Genomic DNA, 2,776 nt, shown 5'->3' with positions numbered 1-2,776 from the left:
GTGTCCCCAATCAAACAAGATTGTCGACAATGCACAAGGTTACCTCCCCTTCGAACAGGGTTTGCGAGCCGCTCAACGCATCTCTGCCATAAAAAGCAACTCATCAAACACATTTCAGTTGGAGTTGTTCTTAAAGAGTACCCATGAGCGTCAACTAGAATCTTTGTGGGGCGCTGTACACGAATTAGGGGCATTTAAAGGTAGCCAATTGCCGCCAGAAAGCTTAGTCCTAACGGTGAATTTAAAAGCCTATAAAAAAGAGCAGCAAAGTCAGATTTGGCGCTATATGCACCCAGAGCCATTGATTTTCTTCGTCATATTACCCTCTGTTGACCATATAACCAGTCGCCCAAACGAAGTTGCCAGTATGGCTTTTGCCTACCGCAGTGCCAAGTTATTGGTTGTCGACAGCCGATAGCTCCACCTCCATCGCCCCTCCATCGCTTAGACATGTCCGTGAACTTTATGAACAAAACTTCCAATATGGCCAATATTCTTTTTATAAACGTATTGGAGACATAAATTTAACACTTAATTAACCTTAAGCCATCTGCCTACAAGTTCCCTCCTTGTAGGCAGAAAAATTGATAACGATAAGCGTGCTCTCAATGAAGAGCGCGCGCATACATAAGGAACGTGAATCATGTTTAAGGTACTAAAACCAACCCTGGCCGCTTCGATCATCGCAGCCTCTTTTTCATTCAGTGCGTTAGCCGCTGACGTTGAGAAAATCCACTTCTTAATCCCAGGTGGTGCTGGCGGTGGCTGGGACATGACGGCTCGTGGTACCGGTGATGTATTGGTTAAATCAGACATCGTCGAAAATGTATCTTTCCAAAACCTATCTGGCGGTGGTGGCGGTAAAGCGATTGCGCACCTAATCGAAACAGCTGAGCGCCAAGAAGACACACTAATGGTCAACTCAACACCTATCGTTGTGCGTTCACTTACAGGTATCTTCCCTCAATCATTCCGCGACCTAACACCCGTTGCTGCAACGATCGCAGACTACGGTGCAATCGTGGCGTCTGTTGATTCTAAATACAACACTTGGGAAGACGTAGTAAAAGAGTTTGAATCAAACCCACGCAAAGTGAAAATTGCTGGTGGTTCAGCACGCGGCAGTATGGATCACCTAGTCGTAGCAGCGGCATTTAAAGGCGAAGGTTTTGACGCTAAAAAAGTACGTTACATCGCATATGACGCTGGTGGTAAAGCAATGGCAGCACTGCTGTCTGGCGAAACTCAGCTCCTATCTACGGGTCTTGGCGAAGTACTAGAAATGTCTAAGTCTGGTCAGGTTAAGATCCTTGCAGTGACAGCGCCAAAACGTCTCGATGCAGCGCCAGATATCCCAACACTAACTGAATACGGCAACGAAACTGTATTTGCCAACTGGCGCGGATTCTTCGCAGCTCCTGGAACTAGCCAAGAGAAAATCAACGAGTGGAACTCTGCTCTAACTAAGATGTACAACACAGATGAGTGGCAAGTGGTTCGTGACCGTAACGGTTGGATCGACAACTACAAAGCTGACAAAGACTTCTACGCTTTCCTTGAGGAACAAGAACAGCAGATGGGCGACTTAATGCGCGAGCTTGGATTCCTGAAATAGGCGTTTAATCCATATGAGGGTGACTTGCACCACCCTCATATACCCCTTTCGCCGTACATGAGCTAACACACAATCTCCTCTGTCTATTTATAGACAGGCAGCCCTTTGACTAGCAGCAATAGGCTTTTGTTAGTGAACCTGCTCATTAACCCTCGTGTACGGCTTTTTTCTTTTCTTATGTAAATGGAGTTGGATATGTCGGACGTGCCAACGAACTCATTCACTAAAGGTAATTTCTTCTCGAAAGAGAATTTGCTCTGTCGCGACCGCGTTGGTGCGATGATATTTATGCTTGTTTGTCTATGCTACGGCTACCAGACAACACAAATACCACTATTCCCAGGTGACGAATACGAACCTTTTACCGCGCGTACTTTGCCAACACTACTGACCTACATAGGTATTGGGCTATCTCTACTGTTGCTCGTAACAGGGCAGCCAGATGCTAAGAGCGGCGCAGTCGTCGAGTTCAACTGGAAACTTCTGCTTGGCTTTTTAGCCTTAATGGCGCTTTACGGCGTTGGCCTAACATACGTCGGCTTTGTTCTGGCTACAGGCTTTTTCCTGCTAGCTGGCTTCTATTTGCTTGGTGAGCGACGTAAAAAAGTGTTGTGGGGAGCCTCTTTCCCATTTGTCATCGCTTTTTACCTACTCCTCACCCAAGGCTTAGACATCTACTTAGAGCCTGGTGTTATTTTCACCATGTGGTCGTAATTTAAGGGAATAACATTATGTTAGATGGAATTCTACAAGGTCTCTCGACCGCCGTAATGCCAATGAACATCATGATGGTGATTGTTGGCTGTTTTGTCGGAACCTTTATCGGTATGTTGCCTGGGCTTGGCCCTATTTCAGCTATCGCGCTGATGATCCCAATCACCTATGGATTAGAACCATCATCAGGTCTGATCCTAATGGCAGGCGTCTACTATGGTGCGGTTTTTGGTGGTTCAACATCATCAATTCTAATCAATGCGCCAGGCTGTTCGTCTACCGTGGTGACCGCGTTTGATGGCTACCCAATGGCGCAAAAAGGCCAAGCGGGTAAAGCCCTTGCTCTTGCTGCTTACTCCTCTTTCACTGGTGGTACACTATCAGCCATCATGCTATTGGTTGCCGCACCTGCGCTAGCTAAGGTGTCACTGAGCTTCCAATCTTCCG

Annotated in this window: 3 protein-coding genes and 1 pseudogene; all 4 read left to right on the top strand. The window is 46.8% G+C overall.

The window, feature by feature from the left end:
- A pseudogene (locus tag QTO00_RS17795) lies at positions 1 to 418 on the top strand (hypothetical protein); the annotation flags it as partial.
- A 225-nt stretch (positions 419 to 643) separates the two neighbouring features.
- Entirely contained in the window at positions 644 to 1,615 is a 972-nt protein-coding gene (locus QTO00_RS17790) for a tripartite tricarboxylate transporter substrate binding protein (protein WP_331425967.1), read from the top strand.
- 183 nt (positions 1,616 to 1,798) lie between these two features.
- Positions 1,799 to 2,329 carry a tripartite tricarboxylate transporter TctB family protein gene (locus QTO00_RS17785; RefSeq protein WP_331425966.1) on the top strand — a complete coding sequence of 177 codons (531 nt, stop codon included), beginning with the start codon at positions 1,799 to 1,801 and terminating at the stop codon, positions 2,327 to 2,329.
- Positions 2,330 to 2,346: 17 nt separating this feature from the next.
- Positions 2,347 to 2,776 (top strand): tripartite tricarboxylate transporter permease (locus tag QTO00_RS17780; RefSeq protein WP_331425965.1); only part of this gene is annotated, 430 nt, incomplete at its 3' end.

This window comes from Vibrio sp. M260118 (assembly GCF_036533755.1).
Classification (GTDB): Bacteria; Pseudomonadota; Gammaproteobacteria; order Enterobacterales; family Vibrionaceae; genus Vibrio.
This window is presented reverse-complemented; position numbering and strand designations above follow the sequence as displayed.

Bases quoted from the DNA above. Each gene is read 5' to 3' on its own strand.
- QTO00_RS17790 (WP_331425967.1), top strand. From the start codon at position 644: ATGTTTAAGGTACTAAAACCAACCCTGGCCGCTTCGATCATCGCAGCC.
- QTO00_RS17785 (WP_331425966.1), top strand. From the start codon at position 1,799: ATGGAGTTGGATATGTCGGACGTGCCAACGAACTCATTCACTAAAGGT.